This window comes from Halochromatium sp. (assembly GCF_054919635.1).
Genome location: NZ_JBUDPI010000239.1, coordinates 1 through 6,150, shown reverse-complemented (window position 1 = coordinate 6,150; position 6,150 = coordinate 1). Strand labels below are relative to the sequence as shown.

The following is a 6,150-nucleotide window of genomic DNA, read 5'->3' as shown; positions in this document are numbered from 1 at the left end:
GACAGTGACACCTGCGCTTAGCAACGGGGCTTGCCGGCTACGGTGGTGGTTATCGCTCGTGCTGACGACGATCCTGACCACCGCGCTGCTGTCTTGTGCGACTGCCCCCGAAACCGGTCGGCGACAGCTGCTGCTAGTGAGCCCGATCGACGAGGCTCAGCTCGGACTGCAGGCATTTCAGCAGATCAAGCAGCAGAAGCCGGTGGTGAAACAGGGTAAGCAAGTGGCGACGTTACAGCGCGTTGGCGCAAGGATTAGTTCGGTGGCGCCTCTGCCGTATGCGCGCTGGGAGTTCGTGCTGTTTAAGGATAAGTCGCCAAATGCCTTCGCGCTGCCGGGCGGAAAGGTCGGTGTGAACACCGGCATCCTCCCGATCACCAAGAGTGAAGCTGGTCTGGCGACGGTGATCGGCCATGAGGTGGCCCACGCGGTGGCACGCCATGGCGCAGAGCGGATGTCGCACGGCATGCTCGTGCAGTTGGGCGGTGCTGGGCTGCAGGCTGCGTTGGGGGATGATGCGGGCGCAACTGGCGATCTCATCATGCAGGCCTATGGGATCGGTAGTCAGCTGGGCGTGATGCTGCCGTATTCACGCACCCAAGAGCTTGAGGCCGACGAGCTGGGCCTGCTCTATATGGCCCGGGCTGGCTATGACCCGCGAGAGGCGCTCGGATTCTGGCAGCGGTTCGCGGCCTATAACGCGAAGCGGGGTGGGGCTCCGCCGGAGTTCCTGAGCACGCACCCGATGGATCAGCGACGCTTCGAGGCCTTGCAGCGGGTGATGCCGCGGGCGATCGCGGAGTACGAGCGAGCTCGGGCAGAGAGATGACGCCGCTCGACATGACCGTGAATCAAGCGCTTCATCGTCCGGGGTGGCGACGCGCCATTGTCGTCAGGCTAACTGCCCGTTTCCATGGGGGCTCGCAATGCGTTGGCTAGCGTTGCCAACACTCGTTGTCGCCTTGGCCCTGCTGGCCTACTGGCTCTGGCCAGGGGCATCTGCGCCGGGCGCAGCCGGCTTGGATGCGGCTGCGGTAGCCGCAGCACTTGGCGAATTAGAGGCAGAGGCCGAGACCGAGGCTGATGCGGAGGCTGAGGCTGAGGCTGAGGCGAGCGCTGAGTCTGTAGATGCCGCATCTGAAGAGAGAGGTGACGTCGTCCATGAAGCGGTCTCGTTTCCGCGCGACCACGGGGCACATCCTGAGGCACGGATCGAGCTTTGGGAGCTGACCGCGCTGCTGCACGATGCCGATGGTGAGCCGCTTAGGGTGCGCTTGAGCTTGGCGCGACTGGGTTTGGCGCGATTGGGCCTGAGGCGATCCGAGTCGGGCTCCAAGATGCTATCGACGCAAATGGCGACGCAAATGGCGACTCAGCGGGCGTCGCAGCAAGGTCGGGATCAAGCGGTCGACAGACGCGCCTCAGCGCTGGCCGCAGATGCGGTGTTCGTCGGCGAGCTTGTGTTGATGCGCGACGACATCTCAGAAGCGAGTGCAACGCGCGAGCAGCGGATCAGCCGAGCAGCGCTTGGGCTGGCCGGGGCCGGCGCAGATGAGGCTGGTGTAGAGCGGGTCTGGATCGAGCAATGGGGCTTGTCGCGGGCGACGGACGGCTCCTGGGTGCTGCGTGCAGAGGCGAATGACGTTGAGCTGGAGCTGGGTCTGTCGGCACTGAAACCGCCGGTAGTGCTGGATCAACAGGCTTTGGCTGGCGCGTCAGGTCAGGCTGGAGTGCAGGGCGGAACGGCTTCGATGCGCTTCTACAGTCAGTCGCGTTTAGCCGCAGCGGGCGAGCTGCGGGTGGGTGCGCTCGAGCAGGACCTGCGCGGCATCGCCTGGCTCGACCACGGCTGGGGAGCCTCGGCAACGGTGCTCGCAGGGGGGGAGGGGCAGTTAGTCGCGAACCGGTTTCGGTTGCAGCTGGATGATGGGACGGAGCTGACCTGCGTGTATCTGCGCCGGCGCGCTGGCGGCGGGACGCCCATACCGAGCTGCGTGCTGATTGGGGTCGATGGCGAGACGCTGGCACTGCAGCGGCGGGATCTGACGCTGGAGCCGACCGAGGACGGATGGGTCAGAGAGGACGAGGCGGCCTATCCCCTGGGCTGGCGATTGCTGATCCCGGCACGCGAGCTCGATCTCAGCATCGAGCCGCTCTTCGACAGAAACGGTAGTGGACCCCCTGTTATGCCGCTTGCCGATGCCTGGCGGGGTGCAGTCGAGGTCAGGGGCTGGCGCGGCGCAGATGCCATTGGCGGTCAAGGCTGGATCGATCTCAACGGCTATGCCGAGGGCGGAGCGCTTGGAACCTGAGCAAGGCATACCTGTCGGTGATGGACACTGGGGCTTCTACCTGAGAATGGATCATCGCTTGTGCTAAAGAATCGACTTCCGATACGACATCGCCATCGTCACTGGCTAGCGGGTGCCGCGGTCGCCTTATTCAGTTGGATTCTGGTCGGTTGTGATGGCGGTAAGCCAGTCACTGTGACCAGGGCCGAGCCAGGGCCGATCCCTGAGAACCCGCAGCGTCCAGGCGATCCAAAGGCGGGTTATGACGCCCTGGTTAATCGGGCGGTGGTGACCTGCGGTCTACCCTATGATGCCTACCTGGCGAGCACAAGTGCGACGGCTTCCGGGCCAGCCGGGGCTTCTGCCGACGAGCCGAGCCAAGCGCTCAGCCTCTCAGGTCGGCGAGGACGCAACGCTGAGCTCCCCTATGCGCTCACTGCGCTGACCACAGAAGCTGGCGTCGAAGTCGTAACCAGTAATTGCCTCGGCTGCCATGCAGCGCCACTCAACGGCGAGCTCGTGATCGGTCTCGGTAACGAGTTTCTCGACTTCACCGCTGATCCAGTCATGGCGGTGGAAGGTGCTGGCGCTTACGTCGAGGGCGAGGCTCAAGTGGCGGAATGGCAGCGCTGGGCGGATCGGATCGGGGCCATTGCGCCCTGGTCGATGACCGACACCATCGGCGCGAATCCGGCTCAGGCCATCACCTTGGCGTTGATGGCGCATCGCGACCCGCAAACACTGGCCTGGTCCGATGAGCCACTGCTGCCACTACCACCGGCCGAGGTCCTGCCGGCAAGCGTGCCGCCCTGGTGGAATGTCGATAAGAAGCATGCGATGTTCTACAACGGCGAAGGGCGCGGGGATCATGTCGGCTACATGATGCTGGCCTCGACGACCTGTACCGACTCAGTGGCAGAAGCGCGCGAGATCGATAGCTGGTTCAAGGATGTCCGCGCCTACCTGGCGACACTTGAAGCGCCGCCCTATCCCTATCCGATCGACGCTGAGCTAGCCGCCGAGGGCGAGCGGCTATTCAAGGCCGAGTGCACCGAGTGTCACGGTCGCTATGGCGAGTTTGAGCGATATCCGAACGAGCTGATCGCGCTCGATGAGGTGGATACCGATCCGGCCATGGCCGAGCAGGCGTATCGGCACGCGGACCGCTTTGCGCGCTGGTTCAATGCCTCGTTCTACGGCCGCAATGCCGATGCGCAACCTGGACTGGGCTACGTGGCGCCGCCATTGGACGGCGTTTGGGCGACAGCGCCTTATCTGCACAATGGTGCAGTACCGACGCTCGCGGCGCTGCTCGACACCGATCAGCGCCCCACCTATTGGCGATTCGAGAGCGCGAGCCCAGCCTATGACGAAACAGCCCTGGGGTGGCGTTACCAGTCCTTAGAGCAAGGGCGCGAGCAGTTTGCGAGTCTCGATGAGCAGAAGTGGGTCTACGACACCACGAGACCGGGTTACGGCAATCAGGGCCACGACTTTGGTGATCTGCTCAATGACGAAGAGCGTCGCGCGCTGTTGGAATATCTCAAGACGCTCTAGATTTCGTCGAGGGCAATCTAGCAAGGTGCTGCTAGGGCCCGGTACCCAAGAAGCGATAGGACCGCTGCAAGCCTGGAGTCGTCATCGATCCCAACAACGCCAAGCGCGCAGGCGCTCGGTGAGGGACCTGATCGGCAACCCGCTCGTAACAAAACACTTGCGCAACTCATCAACGAGGTCTATAGTAGGCGGCTCAGTTGCGGGGTGGAGCAGTCAGGCAGCTCGTCGGGCTCATAACCCGAAGGTCGCAGGTTCAAATCCTGCCCCCGCTACCATCGCTAGCGTAGTGCAGGGCGCCTAAGCCTTGCACTTCAGCGACCATCCTCCCTTGGTCCGATTGCCTGATGCGGACCTCTCCAAGTAAGTCTCTCAGTATCTCGCGCGCGCTGTTGATGTCTTCGGCTAGCGTTGCGTCGAGTGCGTCGAGCTGACGTTTTAGCGCTTCTTCGATGTCGGTCGGCATTGGTACGATGGCCTGTTGTGCAGTAGCGCGCTGTAACTGTCGGGTGATGCTGGCCCGTTCAGCTTCGGCGGTTTCGAGTGCGCGCTGAAGGGTCGGGCTGAACGATCCGGCCGCAATCGCTGACACCATATTGTCGATCCGTTGCTCGATCTCCAGGACCTGGCGCTCGAGGCCGTTGATGTCCGGGGCTGTTTCCTGAGCGGCGGCTTTGATCTCGGCGATGAGCGCTGTGCGGTAGGCGCTGATAGCTTCTGGGCTGTAGAGGTCTCTGCGCACGGCGGCGAGGATGCGGCTCTCGAGCTTGTGGCGCACGATGGTTGTGCGCTGCGAGCAGATGGCATCGCCTCGGTAGCGGGCGGCTGAGCAGCCGTAGCGGCCTGGATGTCCACCAACGGAGACAACGGGCGCACCGCAGTGGGCGCAATTCATGAGCCCTGAGAGCAGGTAGCGCGGCCGTGGGCCGGTGCTGCCGTTGTTCTTCATGGTCTCTCGAGCTCGCTGGCTGCTTTCGGCGATCAGTGCATGACGGCGCGCGACGCGCTGTTCGAGTTCTGGCGAGATGATGCGCAGTTGGGGTATCTCTTGCACCTGCCATTCTGTCTGTGGGCGTTCTCTGCGGGTGCGGCGGCCGGTGTCTGGGTCTTTGATCCATTTGGAGCGGTTCCAGATCTGGCGTCCGAGGTAGATTGGGTTGCGCAGGATGCCGGTGCCTTTGGCGGGGTGACCGTAGAGGGCGGAGGATACCCAGCTTGCTTTGCCTTTTCGGTTGCTGGTGCGCGGAGAGGGGACGGCGCGGGCGTTGAGGTCGGCGGTGATGTTGCGGGGAGATTCGCCGTCGGCAAAGCGGGTCCAGATTTCGCGCACGATCTCGGCTTGCTCGGGGTCGATCTCGAGCTTTGATCCGGTGTCTGTGCGGACTGGTCGGTAGCCGTAGGGTAGGCCGCCGGCGCGGTAGCCGCGTGCAACTTGGCCTTCTTGGCCGCGGTGTGTGCGGGCGGCGAGGTCTTCGAAGTAGAGGGCTGAGAGTAGGGCGCGGACGCTGCGTTGGGCGGTGCGGCCGGGGCGTTCGGAGTCGTAGCCGTCTGAGACGCCGATGACGCGGATACCGCGGTATTCGAGCCTGCGCACGGCTTGGTTGCCTTCGATTTCGTCTCGGGAGAGGCGGGATAGGTCTTCAATCAGTAGCGCTTGCCAGCGGCCGCTGCCGGCATCTTCGAGCAGGCGTTGATAGTGGGGGCGGTCTTGGCGGCTGCCGCTGATGGCGGCATCGGCGTAGACTTCAACGATTCTCAGGCCTTCGCTCTCAGCGCGGCGGCGGCAGACGGCTTCTTGGTCGGCGAGCGAGGTTTCGCGCTGGCGATCTGAGCTGTAGCGGGCGTAGATGGCGGTGAGCATGTTCTGTCTATCTCAGTCGGGGCGGATTCTTCCTGTCTAGACGGTATGCCTCAGCACTCACTCAAGGGGTGCGGCAGGCGGCCGGCAGCCCGGCACATCCGCATTCATCATGATTCAGGGATTGCCCGTCGTCGCTGTGGTAGCCTTCATGATGCGCGCATTGGCACATCTTGGGCCCGTTTTGATAGCACCAGGAGGGGACATAAGGCGCGGTGTTAGTTGGTCCGGTACTGCTTTCGCTCACTGGTTTAGGCATGGCTATTATCTCCGGGTGTGCTTATTGGCGTCTTTTGTTCGGCGGCGCTCGAAAACCGCGCGCTATCAACTTAACCAGCGCGTTTGTGCTTGGATGAGCAATGGTTAGCTCTAATACGGGACATCTATGAGTATCAACGGTGTCCGGCTCCACATCACAGGTAGGCCATCAATAATGGCCGCAGCTGC

General features: G+C 63.2%; 4 protein-coding genes and 1 tRNA gene. 4 read left to right on the top strand and 1 reads right to left on the bottom strand.

Annotated features, from left to right (window positions below; all coding sequences use genetic code 11):
* The 4 genes from ACY693_RS13595 to ACY693_RS13580 all read left to right on the top strand — a co-directional run.
* A partial coding sequence (locus tag ACY693_RS13595) for a M48 family metallopeptidase (protein ID WP_462322366.1) occupies nt 1-829 on the top strand: 829 nt, incomplete at its 5' end.
* A 112-nt stretch (nt 830-941) separates the two neighbouring features.
* Complete coding sequence (locus ACY693_RS13590) at nt 942-2,312, top strand: lipocalin-like domain-containing protein (protein ID WP_462322365.1); 1,371 nt, start codon at nt 942-944, stop codon at nt 2,310-2,312.
* A gap of 60 nt (nt 2,313-2,372) precedes the next feature.
* Nucleotides 2,373-3,848, top strand: coding sequence for a c-type cytochrome (locus tag ACY693_RS13585; RefSeq protein ID WP_462322364.1), 1,476 nt, complete (start codon nt 2,373-2,375; stop codon nt 3,846-3,848).
* A 198-nt stretch (nt 3,849-4,046) separates the two neighbouring features.
* Nucleotides 4,047-4,123, top strand: a tRNA-Met gene (locus ACY693_RS13580).
* Here the strand turns inward: ACY693_RS13580 and ACY693_RS13575 are convergent.
* Nucleotides 4,102-5,706, bottom strand: a complete 1,605-nt coding sequence (locus ACY693_RS13575; protein ID WP_462322363.1) for a recombinase family protein — start codon at nt 5,704-5,706, stop codon at nt 4,102-4,104. The two genes, ACY693_RS13580 and ACY693_RS13575, sit on opposite strands and share 22 nt — an antisense overlap.
* Between the last annotated feature and the right edge of the window lie 444 nt (nt 5,707-6,150).

Coding starts and splice junctions, on each gene's coding strand:
- ACY693_RS13575 (WP_462322363.1), bottom strand. CDS start 5,706: ATGCTCACCGCCATCTACGCCCGCTACAGCTCAGATCGCCAGCGCGAA.